Source organism: Pantoea eucalypti (genome assembly GCF_009646115.1).
In the GTDB taxonomy this organism is placed as follows: domain Bacteria; phylum Pseudomonadota; class Gammaproteobacteria; order Enterobacterales; family Enterobacteriaceae; genus Pantoea; species Pantoea eucalypti.
The window spans coordinates 345234-367732 of the sequence record NZ_CP045721.1 but is presented as its reverse complement, the minus strand read 5'-3'; the positions used below and the strand labels follow the sequence as shown (position 1 = coordinate 367732).

General features: G+C 56.3%; 21 protein-coding genes. 10 read left to right on the top strand and 11 right to left on the bottom strand.

Annotated features, from left to right (window positions below; translation table 11 throughout):
• Nucleotides 1-168: 168 nt before the first annotated feature.
• The 3 genes from malM to malK form a co-directional block, all read right to left on the bottom strand.
• The gene (malM, locus tag EE896_RS20600; RefSeq protein WP_140915934.1) at nucleotides 169-1107 is read right to left on the bottom strand and encodes a maltose operon protein MalM; all 939 of its coding nucleotides are present in this window, start codon (nucleotides 1105-1107) and stop codon (nucleotides 169-171) included.
• A 104-nt stretch (nucleotides 1108-1211) separates the two neighbouring features.
• Nucleotides 1212-2513: a maltoporin gene (locus EE896_RS20595; protein WP_105099698.1), complete on the bottom strand. Its 1302-nt coding sequence runs from the start codon at nucleotides 2511-2513 to the stop codon at nucleotides 1212-1214.
• 43 nt (nucleotides 2514-2556) lie between these two features.
• On the bottom strand, nucleotides 2557-3666 hold the full coding sequence (gene malK, locus EE896_RS20590; protein WP_003851511.1) for a maltose/maltodextrin ABC transporter ATP-binding protein MalK: 1110 nt from the start codon (nucleotides 3664-3666) through the stop codon (nucleotides 2557-2559).
• Nucleotides 3667-4028: 362 nt separating this feature from the next.
• Between malK and malE the strand changes: the two genes are divergently transcribed.
• From malE to malG, 3 genes are read left to right on the top strand one after another with little or no spacing between them, the layout of a single operon-like run.
• On the top strand, nucleotides 4029-5219 hold the full coding sequence (malE, locus tag EE896_RS20585) for a maltose/maltodextrin ABC transporter substrate-binding protein MalE (RefSeq protein WP_140915935.1): 1191 nt from the start codon (nucleotides 4029-4031) through the stop codon (nucleotides 5217-5219).
• A 55-nt stretch (nucleotides 5220-5274) separates the two neighbouring features.
• Nucleotides 5275-6801, top strand: a complete 1527-nt coding sequence (gene malF / locus EE896_RS20580; RefSeq protein ID WP_140915936.1) for a maltose ABC transporter permease MalF — start codon at nucleotides 5275-5277, stop codon at nucleotides 6799-6801.
• 9 nt (nucleotides 6802-6810) lie between these two features.
• Nucleotides 6811-7701 (top strand): maltose ABC transporter permease MalG, encoded by an 891-nt coding sequence (gene malG / locus EE896_RS20575; RefSeq protein ID WP_003851518.1) that lies wholly within the window; start codon nucleotides 6811-6813, stop codon nucleotides 7699-7701.
• 85 nt (nucleotides 7702-7786) lie between these two features.
• Here the strand turns inward: malG and EE896_RS20570 are convergent, their stop codons facing one another.
• The 6 genes from EE896_RS20570 to EE896_RS20545 all read right to left on the bottom strand — a co-directional run bounded on the left by EE896_RS20570 (nucleotide 7787) and on the right by EE896_RS20545 (nucleotide 12499).
• Complete coding sequence (locus EE896_RS20570) at nucleotides 7787-8395, bottom strand: TetR/AcrR family transcriptional regulator (protein WP_003851519.1); 609 nt, start codon at nucleotides 8393-8395, stop codon at nucleotides 7787-7789.
• Nucleotides 8385-8987, bottom strand: coding sequence for an NAD(P)H-dependent oxidoreductase (locus tag EE896_RS20565; RefSeq protein WP_003851520.1), 603 nt, complete (start codon nucleotides 8985-8987; stop codon nucleotides 8385-8387). The genes EE896_RS20570 and EE896_RS20565 overlap by 11 nt, the downstream gene beginning before the upstream one ends.
• A 229-nt stretch (nucleotides 8988-9216) precedes the next feature.
• Nucleotides 9217-9885 carry a methionine ABC transporter permease gene (locus EE896_RS20560; RefSeq protein ID WP_008924728.1) on the bottom strand — a complete coding sequence of 223 codons (669 nt, stop codon included), beginning with the start codon at nucleotides 9883-9885 and terminating at the stop codon, nucleotides 9217-9219.
• Nucleotides 9873-10661: a methionine ABC transporter ATP-binding protein gene (locus EE896_RS20555; protein ID WP_052250677.1), complete on the bottom strand. Its 789-nt coding sequence runs from the start codon at nucleotides 10659-10661 to the stop codon at nucleotides 9873-9875. The genes EE896_RS20560 and EE896_RS20555 overlap by 13 nt, the downstream gene beginning before the upstream one ends.
• Nucleotides 10654-11457 carry a MetQ/NlpA family ABC transporter substrate-binding protein gene (locus EE896_RS20550; RefSeq protein WP_140034042.1) on the bottom strand — a complete coding sequence of 268 codons (804 nt, stop codon included), beginning with the start codon at nucleotides 11455-11457 and terminating at the stop codon, nucleotides 10654-10656. Before EE896_RS20550 ends, EE896_RS20555 begins: the two co-directional genes overlap by 8 nt.
• 22 nt (nucleotides 11458-11479) lie before the next feature.
• A complete protein-coding gene (locus EE896_RS20545) occupies nucleotides 11480-12499 on the bottom strand; it encodes an isopenicillin N synthase family dioxygenase (protein ID WP_140033846.1) in 1020 nt (339 codons plus the stop codon).
• A gap of 477 nt (nucleotides 12500-12976) precedes the next feature.
• Between EE896_RS20545 and proP the strand changes: the two genes are divergently transcribed.
• On the top strand, nucleotides 12977-14443 hold the full coding sequence (gene proP / locus EE896_RS20540; protein ID WP_039661383.1) for a glycine betaine/L-proline transporter ProP: 1467 nt from the start codon (nucleotides 12977-12979) through the stop codon (nucleotides 14441-14443).
• 114 nt (nucleotides 14444-14557) lie between these two features.
• On the opposite strand, the gene EE896_RS20535 is transcribed toward proP, so the two are convergent.
• Complete coding sequence (locus tag EE896_RS20535) at nucleotides 14558-15106, bottom strand: YbhB/YbcL family Raf kinase inhibitor-like protein (RefSeq protein ID WP_140915937.1); 549 nt, start codon at nucleotides 15104-15106, stop codon at nucleotides 14558-14560.
• A gap of 254 nt (nucleotides 15107-15360) precedes the next feature.
• On the opposite strand from EE896_RS20535, the gene EE896_RS20530 reads away from it, so the two are divergent.
• The gene (locus EE896_RS20530) at nucleotides 15361-16248 is read left to right on the top strand and encodes a LysR family transcriptional regulator (protein ID WP_140915938.1); all 888 of its coding nucleotides are present in this window, start codon (nucleotides 15361-15363) and stop codon (nucleotides 16246-16248) included.
• Here the strand turns inward: EE896_RS20530 and EE896_RS20525 are convergent.
• Nucleotides 16245-17882: a dihydroxyacetone kinase subunit DhaK gene (locus tag EE896_RS20525; protein ID WP_140915939.1), complete on the bottom strand. Its 1638-nt coding sequence runs from the start codon at nucleotides 17880-17882 to the stop codon at nucleotides 16245-16247. The genes EE896_RS20530 and EE896_RS20525 overlap by 4 nt on opposite strands.
• 258 nt (nucleotides 17883-18140) lie before the next feature.
• On the opposite strand from EE896_RS20525, the gene fucO reads away from it, so the two are divergent.
• The 5 genes from fucO (at nucleotide 18141) to glsB (ending at nucleotide 22424) form a co-directional block, all read left to right on the top strand.
• Nucleotides 18141-19289 carry a lactaldehyde reductase gene (fucO, locus tag EE896_RS20520; protein WP_110411819.1) on the top strand — a complete coding sequence of 383 codons (1149 nt, stop codon included), beginning with the start codon at nucleotides 18141-18143 and terminating at the stop codon, nucleotides 19287-19289.
• A 309-nt stretch (nucleotides 19290-19598) separates the two neighbouring features.
• Nucleotides 19599-19772, top strand: coding sequence for a GhoT/OrtT family toxin (locus tag EE896_RS20515; protein WP_008924737.1), 174 nt, complete (start codon nucleotides 19599-19601; stop codon nucleotides 19770-19772).
• 104 nt (nucleotides 19773-19876) lie between these two features.
• Nucleotides 19877-20053 (top strand): hypothetical protein, encoded by a 177-nt coding sequence (locus tag EE896_RS22460; protein ID WP_003851540.1) that lies wholly within the window; start codon nucleotides 19877-19879, stop codon nucleotides 20051-20053.
• A 173-nt stretch (nucleotides 20054-20226) separates the two neighbouring features.
• Nucleotides 20227-21426: a CynX/NimT family MFS transporter gene (locus EE896_RS20510; protein WP_140915940.1), complete on the top strand. Its 1200-nt coding sequence runs from the start codon at nucleotides 20227-20229 to the stop codon at nucleotides 21424-21426.
• Between the two features lie 77 nt (nucleotides 21427-21503).
• Complete coding sequence (glsB, locus tag EE896_RS20505) at nucleotides 21504-22424, top strand: glutaminase B (protein WP_008924740.1); 921 nt, start codon at nucleotides 21504-21506, stop codon at nucleotides 22422-22424.
• The last annotated feature ends 75 nt before the right edge of the window (nucleotides 22425-22499 follow it).

Genomic DNA, 22499 nt, shown 5'->3' with positions numbered 1-22499 from the left:
TCCCTGAAACAGCTCAGGAAGCCTATATTCATCGAACGCTATTGCCCACAGCCTGACTTACGCAATGCGTAAAGCCACACAAAAAAAACTGCAATCAGGATCTCCACAACAAAAAAAGGTGCGCCGCAGCGCACCAGATGGGACAACATCAATAGCGTCGGGGCAGCTTCACCCCTTGCCTTTAACACTACTGATAAAGGTCTGCCGTGCAGAGGTGGAACCCAGCCGCTCGGCTTCATCCAGCAGTTTCAGCGCCTTGTCGATATTGCCGCTGTTCACCGCCTGGGTGATCTTCTGGTTAAAGTAACTCTCGGTGTCGCTCATGATCGGTTCCGCACGGGCTTTTGGCGCGGGCGCTGCAGCCGGTGCAGGCGCTGGTGCTGCGCTGTACGCTGCCGCAGGTGCAGTATTGCCGACGGTGACGGCACTCGCGCCGGATGAACCAAACAGCGGTCCGACAAGAATCGAGGAGCCGGAACTGGTCTGCATCTTCAGCTTGATCGTGCCTTCGCGGCTGTGGCTGGCGACCGGATCGGGAATATCCGGCACGGCATGGCCAGTGCCCTCTGCGTAGGCCTTGGCTGGATCGAGCAGCGTGGTGGTCTGGGTCAGATCGCTGTCGGTGGTAAACACCAGCAGGTAGATTTTTTGCTGACCCAGCGCCGGGGTCAATTTCATCACCCCTTCCAGCCGATCTGCCGCCATTACGCCCGGCTTCTGATAAGTGAAATAGCGGCTGGGGAACCAGGCCGCAGGACGCAGGTTTTCATCCAGCACCAGCACGTTCGGTGCGAAAACCTTACCGTTTGCCACTTCACTGCTCAGCGTCAGCGTCAGTTCGCCGATATTTGCCGGCAGACTGTAAGCCGCGACCGGCCCGGCAATGTGAGGTGCATTCAGCGTCTGTCCACTGTTGACGAGTTTTGTAGTCTGCGTCTGAGAGGCCGCCAGCGGCTGCCAGCTCAGGCGTTGGAGGGATTCAGGTGCGACGACCGGTGCAGAAGAGAGATCCTGCGGCACCAGATTGACCTCCGCCAGGGCGGGAAGCGCATGTCCTGTCAGTAACGCCGCACTCAGGCAGAGTGCAGCCAGCTTTTTCATTTTCATTATGCGTACCTTATTGCAGGTCGCGGCGTGAACCAGGCAATGGCACACCGCGACCAAAGTGATCCATCAGGCGCAGGGGCGCGCCCGTCAGAACAGGGATTGGTTTACCACCAGATTTCCATCTGCGCGCCGAAGGTCACTTCGTCATCTTTACCACGGCTGTTGGTCAGGATGCCGTTGCCGGTAGAGTCCGCAGAGGCGAAGGAGGTGAGATCGCCCGAGGCATCTTTGTTGTAGCCCCACTTCTCATCCCATTTGGCGTAGGTTGCGAACAGACGCAGCGCCGGACGTGACCAGATGCTGTCACCGGCCTGCCACTGCTGTGCCAGTGTCACTTTGTACTGGCCGTTGCGCTCATTAGCCTGCTGCGATTTTACGTTGTCATAGCCCAGTTCCAGCAATGTGCTCATGATCGGCGTCCATTTGTACATCGGGCGCACACCTACGGTGTACCAGTCGGTACCCCGGTTATTGTCCAGATCGATGTTCTGGTACATAGCGACATACATCAGGTCCCAGCGTTCTGCCAGCGAAATGGCACCGTGGTCAAGCACGCGGTACATCTTGCCGTTGTTATTGAGGTTGGTGCCCTGCGGCACGCCTTTGCCCTGCGAAGTCATCGCATCTGTTGCGTATTGCAGCACAAACTTGTTGTAACCTTTCAGCATGCTCTGGGTATGTTCAGCCGTGAACATCCAGCCATCTTTCGATGCGCCATCTTCAATGCGATAGCCGTCACGGGCATTGGCACGACCATAATCGACACCCAGTTCCAGCACGCCGTTCGGGTTGGTTTCCAGTCCGGCCAGACGCACATCAAACACGTCGTTGGCGGTGCTGGTGGCGAAGTCACGGATACGGTCGCTGGAGAAGGTGTACGAGCCGCCCGCTTCAGACGAACGGGTTGCGGCGAAAGAGAGTTTACCGAAGCCGAGATCCACATCTTCCAGACCGGCACCCGGACCCGAGATATCCCAGTAGTAGAAGTCGATCATGTGGACGTCATGACGCTGATAGAAACGCTTACCGGCCCAGATGGTCGACCCTGGCAGCGAATCAATCAGGTTTTTACCTTTGACGTTAGCCTCACGGAAAGCGGGTGAGGTCGCTTCCCAGTCATTTTGCTGTGCCACGGAGTAAGCCACGTTGGTGTCGAAATAGAAGCTCTTGTCGCCCTCTTTCCACACTTCCTGGCCTAATTTCAGTTCAGCGTAGGTTTCACATTCATTGCCCAGACGGTACTTACTTTGGGCGCCAGTGGCCTGGAAACATTGCTGTTCGCCACCGCTACCTGTCCAGCCAATGCCGGAACGGGCGTAACCGGTAAAATCAACCGCCATCGTCGGGGCGGAGAGGGTGCCCACCGCGACGGCAACGGCAATGGGAAGTTTGCGCAGAGTTAACATTTTCTATCTCCTGAGGTCATTGCTTTTATTGTTTTTGGCAGGGCTATACACCCGGCTCCTGATAAAGCCTGCGGCACGCGCTCCCGTCCTCACGGAACAGGTGACAACGCTCGGGCGGCAGGCCAATACCGAGGATGGCGCCCTCTTTCACCAGCACGACGTCCTCCTGGCGGTAGACCAGGTTTTGACGGATAGCGGGAATCTCGATGTGGATCTGTGTTTCATGCCCCAGCTGTTCCACCACCTGCACTTCCCCTTCCAGGGTAACGTCGGCGATATCGCTGGAGAGCAGATGTTCCGGGCGAATACCCAGTGACATATTGCTGCCAACCTGCACGCCGGCGCTGTCAACCGGCAGCCAGACCAGTTGCTGATTCGGCAGTCGTACCTGAACCTGATCGATGGCGGTGGCGGTCACTTTGACCGGCAGGAAGTTCATTTTGGGTGAGCCGATAAATCCGGCGACAAAGCGGTTAGCGGGATAGTGGTAAAGCTCAAGCGGTTTGCCGACCTGCGCAATGCGCCCGGCATCGAGCACCACGATCTTGTCAGCCAGCGTCATCGCTTCGATCTGATCGTGGGTCACATAAATCATGGTGCGTTTCAGGCGCTTATGCAGACGGGAGATCTCAATGCGCATCTGGACGCGCAGCGCGGCGTCCAGGTTTGACAGCGGTTCATCCAGCAGGAAGACGCGGGGTTCGGCCACCAGCGTACGGCCAATTGCCACGCGCTGACGCTGCCCACCGGAAAGGGCCTTAGGCCGGCGATCAAGCAGATGCGCCAGCTGAAGGATCTCTGCCACCTGATTGACGCGCTGATGGATCTCCGCTTTTTTCACTCCGGCCAGCTTCAGGCCAAAAGACATATTTTCCGCCACGGAGAGGTGTGGATAGAGCGCATAGGATTGAAACACCATGCCAATGCCGCGTTCAGCAGGTGGCACTTCATTCATTCGCTGGTCGCCGATTAACAGCTCGCCGCTGGTGATGGTTTCCAGACCGGCAATCATGCGCAGCAGTGTCGATTTTCCACAGCCTGATGGGCCGACGAATACAACAAATTCCCCTTCACGAATAGTGAGATCGATATCTTTCGACACCACTGTTTCGCCCCAGGCTTTCGTGACATTGCGTAACACAACGCTCGCCATGATCCCTTCCCTCTTAGCTGCATAATCGTGTCTGCTCAGCGGCAGACGGGTTCCGGGGCTCACTATGCGAGAGGAAACAATCGGTAACATCCTCCGCCGTAACGCAAACTGCTGGGGGAGGAGTCGGGAGGAGGAGAAACACGGGCTGACGCGTCAGCCCGCGCCTTGCCACGCTTTTTTGTGATCGCTAACGCAGACCCGAAGATTGTTTTGCCGCTTAAGCACCCGCTTAAGGCGCTTTTTGCCAGTGGGATCACAGAGGCAGGCTGAGGGGCGTAGAGCGGAGGAGGATGAGATGCCGGTGTGGATACGCACAATGATGCCGACAGAGCATTCACCACTTCCGCTAACAGGATGGATTTATGACGACGAAAACCGGAGCACGCATTCTGGCCCTTTCTGCCCTCTCTGCTGTGCTCTTTTCAGCAAGCGCAATGGCAAAAATTGAGGAAGGCAAACTGGTCATCTGGATTAACGGTGACAAGGGCTACAACGGCCTTGCCGACGTGGGTAAGAAATTTGAGAAGGAGACCGGCATTAAAGTCACGGTCGAACATCCTGACAAAATGGAAGAGAAGTATCCGCAGGTCGCGGCGACCGGCGATGGCCCGGACATTATCTTCTGGGCACATGACCGCTTTGGCGGCTACGCGCAGTCGGGCCTGCTGGCGGAGGTCACGCCGGATGCCAGCTTCCGCGAGAAGATCTTCCCGTTCACCTGGGACGCGGTACGCTTCGACGGCAAGCTGATTGGCTATCCGATCTCGGTTGAGGCGCTGTCACTGATCTACAACAAAAAGCTGCTGCCGAACCCGCCGAAAACCTGGGAAGAGATTGCCGGTCTTGATAAGCAACTGCGCGCCAAAGGCAAGAGCGCGATTATGTTCAACCTGCAGGAACCCTACTTCACCTGGCCACTGCTGGCCGCGGGCGGTGCCTACGCCTTTAAACTCACCGACGGACACTATGACGTGAAGGATGTCGGCGTCGATAACGCCGGCGCGAAAGCGGGCATGCAGTTCCTGGTCGATCAGGTCAAAGCCAAAACGCTGAATGCGGATACCGACTACTCCATCGCTGAGGCCGCCTTTAACAAAGGCGAAACCGCCATGACCATTAATGGTCCGTGGGCGTGGGGCAACCTGGACAAGAGCGGCATCGACTATGGCGTTACTGAACTGCCCACGCTGAAGGGCAAACCGTCGAAAGCCTTTGTCGGTGTGCTGAGTGCCGGGATCAACGCCGCCAGTCCAAACAAAGAGCTGGCGAAAGAGTTCCTGGAGAACTATCTGCTGACCGATTCCGGACTGGAAACGGTTAATAAAGACAAGCCGCTGGGTGCCGTGGCGCTGAAATCCTACCAGCAGACGCTGGAAAAAGATCCGCGTATCGCCGCCACCATGAGCAACGCTAAACAGGGCGACATCATGCCAAACATCCCGCAGATGGCGGCCTTCTGGTACGCGATGCGCACCGCCACGCTGAATGCGCTGGGCGGTCGTCAGAGTGTTGACGCCGCGCTTAAAGATGCCCAGGCCCGCCTGAAGAAGTAATAATCCCATGCCGGGGTTATCCCCGGCTTGAGTGACCGTTAAGGAAAACCGCATCATGTCAGGAAAACCGAAAACGCACAGTCTGTTGCTGAAAGGCGTTCTCATCGGAATCGGCTGTCTGCTGGTCGGCTATCTGCTGATACTGATGTACGCGCAGGGTGAATATCTGTTTGCGTTGCTGACGCTGATCCTCAGTGCAACCGGGCTGTGGATTTTTGCTAATCGTCGCGCCTATGCGTGGCGTTATGTCTATCCCGGCGTGGCAGGAATGTCGCTGTTTGTGTTGTTCCCCCTCGCCTGCACCATCGCTATCGCCTTTACCAACTACAGTAGCACCAACCAGCTCACCTTTGAGCGGGCGCAGCAGGTACTGCTGGGCCGCACATTCCAGGCGGGTGAAGCAGTGAGTTTCTCACTGTTTCCGGCTGGCGATCGCTGGCAGTTGGTGCTGAACGATGGCAAAGCAGACTTTGTCTCGCCGCCGTTTCAGTTTGGCCCGGAACAGACGCTGAAAATGGCCCCGGCGACGCCACCCGCTGGCGAACGGGCGACGTTCAGGGTTATCACGACTAACCGCCAGGCACTGAGCCAGATCCGCGCTGAGTTGCCGGATGGGCGTCAGTTGCGCATGAGTTCGCTCCGCCAGTTCTCCGGCACCCAGCCGCTCTATCGGGTTGGCGCAAAAGATGAACTGATCAACCAGCAGAGCGGCACGCATTACCGCGCCAATCCGCAGACCGGCTTCTATCAGGCCGTGAACGCGGACAATAAGTGGGGCAACGAAACCTTAAGCCCCGGATTTACCGTGAATACCGGCTGGAAGAACTTCGTGCGGGTGTTTACTGATGAAGGGATTCAGAAGCCGTTCCTGGCGATATTTGGCTGGACGCTGCTTTTCTCGCTCATCACGGTGGTGCTGACCGTAGCCGTCGGGATGGTGCTGGCCTGTCTGGTGCAGTGGGAAGCGTTACGCGGCAAAGCGATCTATCGGGTGATGCTGATCCTGCCCTATGCGGTACCGGCGTTTATCTCGATTTTGATTTTCAAAGGACTGTTTAACCAGAGCTTTGGGGAGATCAACGTGATGCTTAGCGCGCTATTTGGCGTGAAGCCTGCGTGGTTCAGCGATCCCACGCTGGCACGCACCATGCTGATTATCGTCAACACCTGGCTGGGCTATCCCTACATGATGATCCTCTGCATGGGACTGCTGAAAGCGATTCCCGATGATCTCTATGAAGCCTCGGCGATGGACGGAGCAGGACCGCTGCAGAACTTCTTCCTGATTACGCTGCCGCTGTTGCTGAAGCCGTTGATGCCGCTGATGATTGCCAGCTTTGCCTTCAATTTTAATAACTTTGTGCTGGTACAGTTACTGACCAACGGCGGACCGGATCGTCTTGGCACGACCACGCCAGCCGGTTATACCGATTTGCTGGTGAACTACACCTGGCGCATCGCCTTTGAGGGCGGCGGCGGGCAGGACTTTGGTCTGGCGGCTGCCATCGCCACGCTGATCTTCCTGCTGGTGGGTGCGCTGGCAGTGATTAACCTGAAAGCCTCGCGGATGAAGTTCGACTAAGGAGTTGTTATGGCTATGGTACAACCCAAATCACAACGGCTGCGTCTGTTCACCACGCATCTGCTGCTGCTGGTATTTATTGCGGCGATACTCTTCCCGCTGCTCATGGTTATCGCAATTTCACTGCGATCCGGTAACTTCGCCACCGGCAGCCTAATCCCGGAACAGATCTCCTGGGAGCACTGGCGGCTGGCGCTGGGTTTCAGCGTTGAACATGCGGATGGAAGCGTGACACCGCCGCCCTTTCCGGTGCTGTTATGGTTATGGAACTCGATCAAGATTGCTGCAATCAGCGCGCTAGGCATCGTGGCACTTTCGACCACCTGCGCCTATGCGTTTGCGCGTATGCGCTTTGCCGGTCGTGCCAGCCTGCTGAAAGGGATGCTGATATTCCAGATGTTCCCGGCGGTTCTGTCACTGGTGGCGCTCTATGCGCTTTTTGATCGGCTCGGTCAGTATCTGCCGTTTATCGGGCTGAATACCCATGGTGGCGTAATCTTCGCCTATATGGGCGGCATCGCGCTGCATGTCTGGACGATTAAAGGGTATTTCGAAACCATCGACGGATCACTGGAAGAGGCCGCCGCGCTGGATGGCGCAACACCATGGCAGGCGTTCCGGCTGGTGCTGCTGCCGCTGTCAGTGCCGATTCTGGCGGTGGTGTTTATTCTGGCGTTTATCGCAGCGGTCACTGAAGTGCCGGTTGCTTCGCTGCTGCTGCGCGACGTCAACAGCTACACCCTTGCGGTCGGGATGCAACAGTATCTCAATCCGCAGAACTATTTGTGGGGAGACTTTGCCGCCGCGGCGGTGCTCTCCGCGATTCCGATCACCCTGGTGTTCCTGCTGGCGCAGCGCTGGCTGGTAAGCGGTTTAACCGCAGGCGGGGTGAAAGGCTAAACGATCATCATTGTACGTTGCCACTGCTTACACAACGCCTGTTGTGGTTGAATGATTCGGCGGCCTGCGGGCCGCCTTTTTTATCCTACGCTGACTCCGATGCACGGCTGCCAGTTACCAGCGCGACGACCATGGCCGTTATTGCCTGCTCGCCTTCCGGCTTAGCGACATCGCCACGTGTCACGGCGGCGGCGATAGCATCCGCGCCCCCCAGCAAGCCCCACATTCCTGCTTCTGGTATCCCGCTGCTGCCAGCGAAGGGCGCAAACCAGCGCTGACAGCGGGCGATAAAATCGAGCTGATAGTGGCGTTTGACGGCGGCCAGTTCCGGTGAGGTGCTGAGTGCTGACAGCAACTCTGGAATCTCACGTCCTTCAGTCATCACACAATCCACATAACAGGCGGCCAGCACTTCCGCTTTTTTCTGCATCACCATCGGCGCAGCATTCATCGCCGCGTCCATTCGCTCGGTCTGGCGACGATCAAAATCGTCATACAACGCTGCCAGCAATCCATGACGGGTGGTGAAATGATCGTAAACCACCGGTTTACTGACGCCCGCCGCTTCGCCGACCCGTGCCAGCGTCAGCGCTTCGCTGCCTTCGGTTTGCAAAATCTGCCACGCGACATCCGACAACTGCCTGCGTCGGGCCTCACGTGACAGTCGTTTCCGCGGTACTTTCTCAACGGTCATGTTTTTCCTGATGGGGGAACAGACGCTGGCCCAACGCCTGCGCCAGCTGATAGTGTGACTCAGGATAACCCTCATCGCCGCTTAGCAACAGTTCACTGGTCACCACCGGCGCGCCACAGTAGTCAAAAATGCCGTGATCAATCTGATTTCGCATGCTGCCGAAATAGCCGCGCCGCAGAAAAGTTCGCGTATCCGCGCCCCCGATTGCAATCAGATGCACAGGAAGATGATTGAGGCGCTTCACTATCCGACCCTCCTGTTCATCAAAGGCCCATCCGGCAATGAAAACCCGATCTATCCAGCCTTTGAGCTGGGCAGGAAATGACCACCAGTAAACTGGATAGACCAGCACCAGCGCATCAGCGCGATTTAACCGCTGCTGTTCAGCCAGCACATCCGGCGATGCCTCCGCCTGGCCGTTGAAATGCCGGTGGTCGGTGAGCGTGAAACGCGGATCAAATCTTTCAGCTGCCAGATCGGCTTTTTCAGCCGTGTGCTGGCCGGTCGAGATAATGCCCTGCGCCAGCTGGTCCGCCACGCGGTGGGTATGCGCATCCTGATTGGGATGAGAAGTCACTATTAATGCATGCATCGTCGTCACCTTACCTGTTCAGCCATTAAGCTACTAAAGGTAAGTTACTATTGGTAGGTTATCAAGCGTCGCTGTTAACTCTTTTTGCAGACCGCATCTCAGGTTAAACGCACCTGATGCCGGAAGGGTCCGCACAACATGGTCTGAACACAGGCGGGATAAAATGCTGCCTTCCTGTTCACCGTTAAAAACATTTTGCAGAGCTCTGTGCCAGCGTCAGATATAACACCTACCGACGATAAGCCAGTGAGCGCACCAGCCGGTCGCCGAGTTTCTGAATCAGCATTACCAGCGCCAGCAGCACCACAATGGTGGCCGCCATGATCTGGTTGTCGAAGCGCTGATAACCGTAACGAATCGCCAGATCACCCAGTCCGCCGCCACCGACCACGCCCGCCATCGCCGAGAAGCCAATCAGCATCACAATCGTCAGGGTAACGCCCGCCACCAGTGCGGGTAGCGCTTCCGGCAGCAGCACACGGCTGACGATATGCCACAGCGTGCCGCCCATTGATACCACCGCTTCAATGCGGCCGCGATCGACCTCATCCAGCGCGTTCTCCACAATGCGGGCAAAGAAAGGAAACGCGCCCAGCGTAATCGGCACAATGGCGGCAGTGCTGCCCAGCGTGGTGCCGACCAGCAGACGGGTAAAGGGGATCAGCGCAATCAGCAGCACCACAAACGGCAACGCGCGTCCGGTATTGACCAGCGTATTCAGCAGCAGTGAAATCCCACGATTGGGCAGAATGCCTTTTGGCCGGGTCAGAAACAGCATCACACCCACCGGCAGCCCTATCGCGACCGTGAAAAGTGCCGCCAGCAGCACCATGTACAGTGTTTCGCCAGTGGCATTCAGCAGCAGTTCCTGAAACCGCTCACTACTCATGCTACGCATCGGGTTAATGCCTCATGCTGATATTTTTTGATAAACGCCCGGTCTGCTTCGCCATCCCTCAGCAGCATTTTGCGCAGGCGTCCCTCTTCACGTCCCATGATCTGGCTCAGGCTGCCGCTTTCAACCAGCTGGCCATTCTCCAGCAGTGCCGCTCCGTCACAAATCCGCTTCACCACCGCCATTTCATGGGTAATCAACACAATGGTGATGTTGAGCTGCTGCTGAATATCGGCAAGCAAATCGAGAATCGAGGTGGTGGTTTCGGGGTCCAGCGCGCTGGTGGCCTCATCACACAGCAGATAACGGGGTCGGGCGGCCAGCGCACGGGCGATGCCGACACGCTGTTTCTGCCCACCTGAGAGTTGCGACGGCCAGGCTTTGCCAGACGATTCCAGCCCCACCAGCTTCAGCAATGAGGCCACACGCTGGCGGCGCTCCGCCGCTCGCACACCGGCAATCTCCAGCGCCAGATCGACGTTGTCCTGTACATTGCGCGAATGCAGCAGATTGAAGTGCTGGAAGATCATCCCCATCTGCTGACGCTGCTGACGCAGTTGCGCCAGGCTCATCGCGGCGAGATCCTGGCCGTCAATCTCAATCCGCCCGCTGGAAGGGCTTTCCAGCCGGTTCAGGCAGCGTAGCAGCGTGCTTTTACCCGCCCCGCTTCGTCCGAGGATGCCAAAGATGGTGCCCTCTTCGATGGTGAGTGAGATGTCGTCCAGAGCTGGCGCAGGTGCGCCAGCGTAATGTTTACTGAGATGGCTGATTTTAATCATGCTGCTCGTCCGCAACCGGAATCACAGAGCCCTGATAATTTTTACGGATAAACGCCGCCACCTGCGGCGAGCGCAGATCTTTTGCCAGCTGTAACACGCGCGGATCTTTAGCCCGTTCAGGCGTGGTCACCAGCAGGTTGGCGTAAGGGTTATGGGCCGCGGACTCCAGACCCAGCGCATCTTTCGCAGGCGTCAGCCCGGCTTCCAGCGCGTAGTTGCCATTAATCACGGCGGCATCCACATCATCCAGCGAGCGCGGCAGCTGTGGCGACTCAATCTCAACGATTTTAATATTCTTCGGGTTTTCACTGATATCTTTCGGCGTCACCAGCGTCGAACCCGCCTCTCCCTTCGCGCTTAGTTTGATCACCCCTTTGTCCTGCAACAGCCACAGTGCACGGCTCAGGTTGGTGGTGTTATTCGGCACAGCAATGCTGGCACCCTCTGGCAGCGCCGCCAGTGATTTCACCTTGCGCGAGTAAATCCCCAGCGGCTCAATATGCACGCTGGCAACGACGGCAAAGGTTTTACCCAGCGCTTTCTCCTGATCTTTCAGATAAGGCAGATGCTGGAAGTAGTTGGCATCGACATCTCCGGCGGCCAGCAGTTCATTGGCATTCACGCCGCCGCTCAGCTCGACAATTTTGATATCCAGTTTTGGATCCAGAGTTTTGACATACTCCAGGATTTCCGCGTGCGGCAGGGGATCAGCCGCCACGCGCAGCGGTGCAGCCTGTAAGCTTTGAGCAATCAGCAGTGAAAGACCGGCCACGACCAGAAAGCGCTTTTTAATCATCATCATTTATCTCTTATCGTTATCAGTGAGTGTTATGTTCGGGATAGAAACGCCGGGCGACGTCCGGATGCGAACGCAGCCGGCCCTTGAGGTAGTTCCAGCCCACTTCGCGCAGCAGTGGGTTGAGCGGATCGCTGCCCGGTCCCTGTGCCAGCCGAGCCAGCTGGGGAGGCAGTTGATAGACTGGCACCACCGCATCCAGCTGGGCACCCAGGAAGAAGGCAATGGATAAGCGCTCGCTGCTTTGAGGTGGTGAGACCACGCGATGCACCGTCGCGCGCAGGTAGCCGTTGGTCGCCAGCTCCAGCAGTTCGCCAATGTTCACCACAAAGGCACCCGGCAGCGGCGACGCATCGATCCAGTTGTCCGGTGTCACTTCAACCTGCAGGCCCGGCTGGTCATCCTGCAACAGCATGGTCAGGAAGCCGGAATCTTTATGCGCGCCAACACCCTGGCGTGATTCGCCCTGGGTGCGTCCCGGATAGCGAATCAGTTTGATATGTTCGTTGGGATAGTCGCCGTAGAGGTTGTCGAAAGCGTTGCGCGGCAGATTAAGTGCCTGGGCAAAGGCGCGCAGTAACGCCAGCGCTACCTCTGTCATCTGCTGCTGCCAGCGGGTGACCACGGTTTGCAGTTCTGGTAAGGCTTCAGGCCACTGATTCGGCCCCTGCATCCGTTGCCAGGTGGGGGAATCGGCAGTAACGGGCAGCGCTTCCCGTTCCGCACCAATATCGAACTGCTCACGATAGTCGGGCTGGCTGCGGGTTATTTCCACGCCCGCCAGGTTATAACCACGAAAATGAGGCGAGTTAGCCATCGCTACCGCGGATTTTTCCGCCTGTGGCAGGGCAAAAAATTTCCGCGCGACGTCCTGAACCTCATCTGATAATTCACGGTCGATGCCGTGATTGATTAAATAGAAGAAACCGACATCACGCGCGGCCTGGCTTAACTTTTCCAGCACCTGTTGCTGCTGCTGTTGATTACCTGACAATAATGCGAAATCGATAACCGGCAATTCTGCTGTTGTTAACGCGCTCATGAGAGAGACTCTGTTGGCATGGAATAGCCTTACACTGCCATTCCCTTTATGCGTTAACTACCAACTAATCCTGCTATGGATATGCGGTGGATGGAAATATACCACCACCCCTTAGCCATCCCTGCCGCAGATTACTCTGCATGCGTGAGCCTCTTTTTCGGCAGTCATTGTGGCGAAAACAGCCATAAACAGATCCACACATGAAAAGAGCTATTACCAGGCAATATTTAAAAATGTTTATGGCCGTAAGCACTCAGGAGTCAGAGCGCCGTGCTGAATTTTCCATCAAAGTTAGCTTTTTCGGCTGAAAACTTGCAAAACCTTACAATCGTGGTCTATGGTTAACCGGCTGCGGCTTTTGCCGCTTCACTTAAAATTTTTCGGCTTCTTATAGCTTTCATTTCCACGGTTTCTTCTGAACATTGTTTGCGGCTGCGAAAGCTATAAGACTCCTTCATTGATGCACCTGAGGAGAATATGGACACCAGAAACTCATCGTCTGAACACCCAAAGAAACATTTCTGGAACAGGAAGCCTAAAGAGCTGACTGTCGACGACATTACCGTGATCGATAACGACATGCTGAAGCGTGCGGTTGGCGCAGCGGCATTAGGTAATGCGATGGAATGGTTCGACTTCGGGGTATACAGCTATCTCGCCGTGATCATCGGCAAAGTCTTTTTCCCTGATGCCAACAACGCGGTTCAGCTGATTGCCACCTTTGGTACGTTCGCAGCGGCCTTCCTGGTGCGTCCGATTGGTGGCCTGGTATTCGGGCCGCTGGGTGACCGTATCGGCCGACAGAAAGTGCTGGCGATGACAATGATCATGATGTCGATCGGGACATTCTGTATCGGTCTGATCCCGGCATACTCTTCAATCGGCATCATGGCACCCATTCTGCTTCTGGTGGCGCGCCTGATTCAGGGCTTCTCGACCGGGGGTGAATATGGCGGTGCCGCGACCTTTATCGCCGAGTACTCCACCGATAAACGCCGTGGCTTTATGGGCAGCTTCCTTGAGTTCGGGACCATTGGCGGCTATCTGATGGGTGCCAGCCTGGTGACGGTCATGACGACCGTGATGTCCAATGAGGCCATGATGTCCTGGGGCTGGCGCGTGCCGTTCTTTATCGCCGCGCCGCTGGGCCTGTTTGGTCTCTATGTGCGACTGAAGCTGGAAGAGACTCCAGCATTCCAGCAGCATATGGAAAAACAGGAAGCGCTGGAGCAGAGCAAACCGCGTCTGACACTGATGCAGATGCTGAGCAAATACCGTGCGCCGATGATGAAGTGTATTGGTCTGGTGCTGCTGTTTAACGTTTCTAACTATATGCTGACGTCGTACATGCCGAGCTACCTGACCGGGATACTGGGTCTGCCAGAGTTAAGTGGCCTGCTTCTGGTGATGGTGGCGATGTTTGTGATGATGCCGCTGACGCTGCTTTGGGGTCGCTGGACTGACCGTATTGGTCGTCGTCCGGTAATTGCCTTTGGTGCGGTGGGCCTGATTCTCCTCGCTATCCCGAGCTTTATGCTGATCGGGTCCGGGAATATGTGGGCGGTATTTGGCGGACTCATGATTCTGGGTGTGTTGCATACCTGCTTCAGCGGCACCATGCCTTCGACGCTGCCAGCCCTGTTCACCACCGATATCCGTTACAGTGCGCTGGCCATTGGCTTTAACCTGTCAGTTTCCCTGTTTGGTGGTACCACACCGCTGATTACCGCATGGCTGGTGGATACCACTAAAAACACGATGATGCCGGCCTACTACATGATGGGCGCGGGTATCATTGGCCTGCTGACTATTCTGACCGTTCGCGAGACGGCCCGTCAGCCGCTGACCGGTTCTTCCCCTGCGGTGGCGACTAAGGCAGAAGCACATCGATTAATCGACAAGCTGCGCAAACGAAATAAACCCGCCGCGACAGCGGGTAAATAAGTGTTCTGACACCCTGCTCTGCAGGGTGTTTTTTTATCTGCGACCGGACGCTCCGCCCACCTTATTTAACCGCCCTTACGCGTGCCACAAGCGTTTCTTTATTCCGGGTGCAGATTATTCATTACTGAAGCGGCCCACTGTGCTGGCCGCCCCCAGCGCATGGCCTTTCAGTTGCGTGACCAACTCTGCCTGGGTTAACCCCGCTTTCAGCTGCCCCACCGGTAAATCGGTGGCGATCAGCACAAAGTTATAGTGATGCAGACCACTGCCTGCTGGCGGGCAAGGCCCGTAATAATGCAGCGTGCCTGGCGTATTTTTTCCACCGGTATAATCCTTGCCCTTTGTCAGCGCCCCCTGCGCAAAAGACGTGCGGCTGGCAGGAATGTTATAGGCCACCATGTGCGTGACCCCCAGCCCTTTGGCCCCGACCGGATCGGTCATCAGCAGCGCAAAACTGCGGGTTCCCGCAGGCGCAGCAGACCAGTTGAGTTGAGGAGAAATATTCTCACCGGTACAGGAAGGATTACTTTTATTGGCACCGGCAAACTTTTTATCCAGTAGCGCATTATCGCTGAAGTCCTCAGATTGCAGCGTAAACACCGACGCCGCCAGCGTGGTCATGGGCAACACGGCAAGCACCGTTGCGCAGAGTAATTTTTTCACCAGCCACTCCTTATCGAATTAACCCGAAAATTTTCCAGACGCATTACATCACTGCCTGCTTACTATAACGGCTTTCGCACAATTGACCCGGCAGCCTGCCTGTTTCGTGGCAGCGGAACGGCAAATCTATGATCTCCGTCGCGCAGACGCCGGCAGCTGACGCGTTGCCCTGTCACCCATTACCCGATATAAGTTAACGTCTGCGGCTGAAATATCGCCTGAATCCCTATGACTGTCACCAATAAGTGGACACTATGCAGATTGAAGACCTCCGGATTTATGTCGCCGTGATGCATGCTGGCAACTTTACTGCAGCGGCTGAGCAATTGATGTTATCGAAACAGTATGTCAGCCGCCGTATGGCTGCGCTGGAGGCGTCATTAGGGGTTCGCCTGCTGATCCGCAATACGCGCAAACTGTCAGTAACGGATGCGGGGCTGCTGTTTTCGCAGCATGCTCAGCGTATCCTGGATGAGATTCAGGAAGCAGAACTGGCAGTGTCTGAGCAGCAGCAGGCGCTGCGTGGCACCTTCCGCATTAATATGCCGATGTCCTTTGGTATGAGCCACCTGTCGCCGCTGATCGCCGAGTTCCTCAGCCACCACCCGGCATTGCAGTTTCAGATTGAGCTGGCGGATCGCTATGCGGATGTCATTGGCGAAGGCGTGGACATGGCGATACGCATCGGCACCCTGGCGGACTCAACGCTGATTGCTCGGCCGCTGGGCGAGCTGAAGCGGGTTATCTGCTGCAGCCCCCGCTATCTGGAACGTGCAGGCACACCGCAGCAGCCAGAAGCCCTGCTGCAACACGCCTGTCTGCGCTACGGACGTGAAGGTCAGAATGGCTGGGAATTGCAGGTGAATGGTAAACCGAAGTGGCTGGCGGTGCAGGGGCCGATGGTGAGTAACAATGGTGAGGTCCTGCGTGATGCCGCACTGGCAGGCTTAGGACTGGTATTGTTACCCGCCTTTATCGTTGAGACTGCCCTGCAACGCGGTGAACTGGTGACCGTGCTGGACGACTATCTGCCGTCCCCGCTCTCCCTGAATGCGGTTTACCCGCAGCACCGTCAGCGCAGCGAAGTAAACCGCCAGTTACTGGCCTTTCTTCAGAGGCATTTAGCGTCGTCACAGCACTAAAGTTTTTTTAATGCCGCAAAGACTCTGGCGACCGCGACGGCACCCGGATCAGACACGCCGTTGAGGTTAGCACTGTTAAGATAAGATGATCGGCCCGCTTTTGCTTTCCCCATGCTGGCGGTTGCATCACTGCCCTGCTGTGCCGCATCAGCCGCCTCTGCCAGCGATTTACCCGCCACCAGTGCCTCGATAGCCGGTTGCAGCGCATCAATCAGCGTGCGATCCCCGGGTTGTGCCCCGCCATACTGCTTCATCTTTTCCAGACCCTGCAGCAAGGCTGCGGGCAGTGCACCACCTTCCGCCAGCTGCTGCGCGGCAGCGGTGAAAAAGATCGCCATCAGCACGCCGCTGGAGCCGCCCATCACCGTCGCCAGTCGTTCACCCGTCACCGCGAGCAGATCCGGTAAGGCATTTAACGGCAGCTTGTTATCCACACATTCACGCTGGATCTGACGCGCACCTGCAGCAAAGGTCGAGCCGGTGTCGCCATCGCCCACCTGGGCATCCAGTTTATTCAGCTCGCTTTCGCTGGCGATCAGGGTTGAACAGATGCTGTCAACGAAAGCCGCCACCGTCGGGTTATCAGAGGGTTGGGCCGTCTGTGCTGTTGCCTCTCTGGGGGCAATAACAGGCTGCAGAGGCGCAATTTTAACAGCCTGAACCCAGCCGGTGACCTCAACCGGCGCGCAGATTGCCTCCTCGAACAGCGGTGTCAACGTCATGGAGGTGACGGAAAAGCCTTTCATGTCCAGCGCGGTCATCAGCGGAGCCGGGCCAATCAGATAATCACTGCCCCGGCTGAGCGGCGACTCAATCAGGTCCCGCGTTACCAGACTCATCTCCAGCGCGGACATGCCACCAAGATTATTGACTAACAGCGCGCGTGGCTGATCGTTGTCCGGCACCACTTTCTCCAGCAGATGCTGCACAATCTGCTGACTGTTTTGCGTCTGCATTACGTCAACACCCGGTTCGCCGTGAATCCCCAGCCCCATTTCAACGCTGCCGTCTGGCACCCGCTGGCCGGTCTGCTCATCCGGCAGATGGCAGCTTGAGAGCGCAACGCCCATAGTGGCGATAGCACGACTGGCTGCCTCTGCTGCCTCGGTCACCGCCGCCAGGTCATCCCCCCTTTCTGCGACGAAGCCCGCCACTTTATGCACCAGCAACGTGCCCGCTACGCCGCGTGGCTGAGGGTTATCGGGCAACGCAACATCATCACCGACAATCACCATAGTGATGCTGAATCCCGCTTTACGCGCTTTTTCTGCTGCCAGACCGAAGTTGAGTCGATCCCCGGTGTAGTTTTTCACAATCAGCAGACATCCTGCCTCACCGGTAATATTGATGATGGCGTTGTAAACCGCGTCCACGCTGGGAGAAGCAAACACATCGCCACAGACGGCCGCCGTCAGCATCCCTTTGCCGATAAAACCGACATGCGCCGGTTCATGGCCTGAACCGCCACCGGAAATCAGCGCGACCTGCTGTTTTTGCCAGTCATTACGCATCACGATGCGAATGCGCGGATCGACCTGCAACCGGACCAGATTGCGCCACGGGCTGGCGTAAATCATGCCATCTAACGCGCTGTCGACGAGATCATCCTTTTTATTCATTACGAATCGGGTCATGTATTCTTTCCTCATAGGCATGCGGGTTTGCTGATGAAGCAGTGTTACATACCACTGACGACTGTGAGAAATCCATCAACAGGTCTATAGCCTGATTTCAGACATACCGCACGAAAACCAGCGGGCACAGGCGCAGCGATTTTTACTAATTGATTGATTTTTATCAAATGTCTTTACCTGAAAGTGAGAGGGTTTGCGCAGAACATTCACCGGAGATCACGGATGTTAAAAATTCATTTGTTAACAGAGGATGTTTTAATGACCCAACGTATGATTTTCAATGAAACCGCCTGGTTTGGTGCTGGTGCTTTGCGCCATTTGCCGGAAGAGGTACAACGTCGCGGGATGCGAAAAGCACTGATCGTTACTGACAAAGCGCTGGTCGCGGCGGGTGCGCTGAAACGGGTGACTGATCTGCTGGCGCACCATCAGCTTGACTGGGCGGTGTATGATGAGGTGGTGCCGAATCCTACCATTCGGGTTGTGCAGAAGGGTGTTGCGGTGTTCAGAGAGTCAGGTGCCGACTACCTGATAGCCATCGGTGGCGGCTCACCACAGGATACCAGCAAGGCGATCGGCATTATTATTAATAACCCTGAGTTTGAAGATGTCCGCAGTCTGGAAGGCGCCAGCCCCACCCGCCATCCGTGTGTGCCAATCATCGCCATCCCGACCACGGCAGGCACAGCCGCAGAAGTGACGATTAATTACGTCATTACTGATGAAGAGAAGCGCCGTAAGTTTGTCTGTGTCGATCCTCATGACATTCCGAAAGTGGCGATCATTGATGCGGAGATGATGGCGAGCATGCCAGCTTCGCTGAAGGCTGCGACGGGTATTGATGCCTTAACCCATGCCATTGAAGGCTATATCACACGCGGCGCCTGGCCCCTGACCGATATGCTGCACCTCAAAGCCATTGAGATTATCAGCCAGTCACTGCGCAAATCGGTGGCAGGAAATATTGAGGCGGTTGAGCAGATGGCGCTGGGACAATATGTGGCCGGTATGGGTTTCTCCAATGTCGGCCTTGGTCTGGTGCATGGCATGGCACACCCGCTTGGCGCGTTTTATAACGTCCCGCACGGTGTAGCGAACGCTATTCTGCTGCCGCAGGTGATGGCGTGGAATGCCTCCTGCACAGGCGAAAAATATCGCGATGTTGCCCGCGCAATGGGTGTAAAACAGGTCGAGTCATTATCGCTGGATCAGGCGCGGGAAGCGGCGGTCGCCGCGGTTCGTCAGCTCTGTCGCGATGTGGGTATTCCCCGCTCGCTGCGTGAAGTGGGCTTAAAAGAAGTGGATATCCCAGCACTGGCACAGGCGGCGCTGGATGATGTCTGCACTGGCGGCAACCCACGGACTCCGGACCTGGAGGAAGTGATGGCGTTATATCACCAGAGTTAAGTCACACCCCTTGGCGCTGTAATATATTGCCCGCACTCGCTGGCGGGCTTTTTACATCCTGCCAACGAATAACAGAGAAGTATTCGCCAGCGGTTGTAGGAATGCATTTGCGGCGGCAGCAAAGGTTTTAGCGGCATTTTTCGGCCGGGTTTCAGCCTGAAATCGCCTGATGTGATAGTGCAGTTCAGAGTCCGAATTGCGCGCTTAATCCATGATTTCTTTAGATCCTAAACCGCGCACCTCTTGATCTGGATCACAAAAATCCGCATCATGCGCAGCGAAAACCTTAATGACGCTGCGGAGATTACGATGACACTGTACCAGGGAATGCTCATTTTCTATGCTGTTGTTGCACTGGTCGCTACGCTGATCACGTTCTTCATCGCAAAAGATAAGCTGAGTATCAAACTGCTGAGCGCCTTTTTAGTCGGTGCGACCTGGCCGATGAGTTTTCCTGTCGCCCTGATGTTTGCGCTGTTTTAATTGACAGAATCTCCTTAGCGACCACACTCAGGTAAGACGTCCCTGACCTGCAAACCTGCGATCACCGACGTAACTTTGTTCGTGACGGTTAATAAGGAGCGGCTATGCGCGTTGTCAGTGTGATGATTCTGGTTTCACTTCTCAGTGCATGCAGCGCCAGCGCCCCGTGGCACGCTGAAAAACAGGTTCCCGCAGCCGAAACCCGTCAGCAGACCTGTCAGCCCGGCACCGATCCCAGCCAGAATGACTGCGGTCACTTCCCTGAACCTGAATTCCATTGATGACTAAACAGCAGACAGTGTGGCGAGATCGCATTTACGCTATTCCATCGCATAACAAGGCTTTACACGCCGCTACCCGGTCAGTAGAGTAGCGCCCAGACATCAATTCTGATGCGTAAGCGTTAACGTCAAGCAACGCCCCCGCAGCACTGCTGCCTGTGATGATCCCTGCCATGATGCCTGTACAACACGCCGCTAAATCTCCTACTGCGTTTTCAAGCGCTACGTTTTTTTTGTTCGTCCTGCTGCTTACTGCCGCGAACCTTCGCGCACCTATTACTGTCGCTGGCCCGGTATTGCAGGATATTCGTCAGACGTTTGGACTCACTGCCGGTGAAGCGGGCCTGTTTAATTTTATTCCACTTATCCTCTTTGCCCTGCTCGCCCCACCCGCCGCCTGGCTGGGAAATCAGCTTGGGCTGGAGCGGAGTTTGTGGGGTGCGCTGTGTCTGATCACGGCCGGTTCACTATTGCGCTGGCACCCCGCCGAAGCAGCACTGTGGGGGGGAACGCTGCTGCTTAGCGCAGGCATTGCCGCCGCCAACGTCTTGTTGCCACCACTGATTAAACGCGATTTCACCGCCCACACCGCTAAATATATTGGTCTCTATGCTGCAACGATGTCGATCACTGCCAGCCTGGCTTCAGGCATTGCCGTGCCGCTGAGCCAGCTTTCATCGGCCGGCTGGCGACTCTCGCTGGTCGTCTGGGCACTGCCCGGGCTGGTGGCGCTGATTGTCTGGCTGCCGCTGTTGCGTCAGCGGCAGTCAACAGTCGCGGCAACCGATGCGCCCGTCGCGTATCGTCATCCCTGGAAATCAGCCGGGGGCTGGCAGATCGCGCTGTTTATGGCGCTGCAGTCGCTGGCATTTTATACCCTGATCGACTGGTTTGCTGTCTTTGCTCAGGACAATGGCTTCAGTCAGAACCGTGCGGGCTGGCTGCTATTCTGGTATCAGGCGATTGCGATCATTGCCAATCTGGGCTGTATGGTGGTTCTGAAGCGGGTTAAAGACGCCCGGCTCACTGCATTTATTGCCTCATCGGGTATTTTCCTTGGCATGCTGGGTTTGATGCTTAATCCGCATTGGGCCGCCATCTGGCTGACACTGGCTGGACTGGGCGCGGGCGCATCGCTGGTGCTTTGCCTCTCGCTGTTTAATCTGCGAGCCACTCATCACCGCCAGGCCTCGCAACTGTCGGGCATGGCGCAGTGTGTGGGTTATGCACTGGCGGCATTTGGCCCTTTGTTTTTCGGCGTGCTCCATGAGCAGAGCGGTAACTGGACGCTGCCTTTCGGTGTACTGGCCCTGCTGAGCCTGCTACAGATGCTGCTGGCTCCGCTGGCAGCGCAGTCAAAACCTATCAGCTGAACCTGCGGCCCAGCCGCTATCAATTAATGATTCGCTGGTCGCGGATGCGGACAGCAAGAATCGACGGGAGAAGGTAAGTGTCTGAACTGAATAATGCTCTGCTGCAGGCGATCCTGGACCAGGTACGTCCGCTGGTCCATCAGGGAAAGGTGGCTGACTATATTCCTGCGCTGGCGGATGTGGCGGCCGACAATCTGGCGATTGCGGTTTGCCTGCGTGACGGCACGCTCTTTCAGGCAGGTGATGCTGAGACGCGCTTTTCGATTCAGTCGATCTCAAAGGCGCTCTCACTCACTGTGGCACTGACGCGCTATGACGACAGCGAAATCTGGCAGCGGGTCGGCAAAGAGCCCTCAGGTCAGCCTTTTAATTCGCTGGTGCAGCTTGAGCTGGAACAGGGTAAGCCGCGTAACCCTTTCATCAATGCCGGTGCACTGGTGATTTGCGATCTGCTGGAAACCCGTCTGACCGCACCACGGCAGCGAATGCTGGAAATTGTGCGTCAGCTCAGTCAGCAGCCCGATATTAATTATGATCGCCATGTTGCCCGTTCTGAATTTGAACACTCGGCCCGTAATGCAGCCATCGCCTGGTTAATGAAGTCGTTTGGTAATTTTGATAATGATGTCACCAGCGTGATGCAGACCTATTTCCACTATTGCTCACTTTCAATGAACTGCATTGAGCTGGCCCGCACCTTTATCTACCTGGCGAATCAGGGAAAAACGCTGGATGGCAGTCAGATGATCACGCCACGTCAGGCCCGACAGATAAACGCACTGATGATCACCAGCGGAATGTACGATGGCGCAGGCGAGTTCGCATGGCGCGTCGGAATGCCAGCTAAGTCAGGTGTGGGGGGTGGAATTATTGCTATCATTCCCGGCGAGATGAGCATCGCCGTCTGGTCACCTGGGCTGGACAGCGCGGGTAATTCACTCGCGGGAACCGCTGTGCTGGAATTGCTGACTGATAAGCTGGGACGTTCGATATTTTGATGCTGAGCGTGAATATTTAGCTCGCCGTCATAAAACACGGCGTAATTTCAGGATGTTGGGAAAGCCGTCTGATTT